1 protein-coding gene is annotated in these 383 nt (G+C 30.5%); it reads right to left on the reverse strand.

Going from position 1 to position 383, the window contains the following annotated elements; genetic code table 11:
- Window positions 1–383: hypothetical protein (locus PUR71_RS41295; protein WP_329927531.1), on the reverse strand; the 383-nt coding region annotated here is incomplete at both ends.

The following is a 383-nucleotide window of genomic DNA, read 5'->3' on the forward strand; positions in this document are numbered from 1 at the left end:
GGGCCGCCCCAGAACAAAAAACAAAAACCCCCCAAAAAAAAACCCAAAAAAAAAAAAAAAAAAAAAAACAACCACAAAAACAAAAAAAAAAACAAAAAACAAAACCAAAACCAAACACCCAAAACCACAACCAAAAAAAAAAAAAAAAAAAAAAAAACAAAACAAAAAAAAAAAAAAAACACAACCACAAACAAAAACAAAAACAAACAAACCCCCCCACCCCCCCCAACCACAACACCCCCCACAAAAAACCACAAAACACAAAAAAAAAAAAAAAACCCAAAAAAAAAAAAAAAAAAAAAAACAAAACAAAAACAAACAAACAACCAAAACCACACACACCACAAAACAAAACACCACCAAACAAAACACACCCACCAACA

Source organism: Streptomyces sp. SP17BM10, from assembly GCF_036322405.1.
GTDB lineage: Bacteria > Actinomycetota > Actinomycetes > Streptomycetales > Streptomycetaceae > Kitasatospora.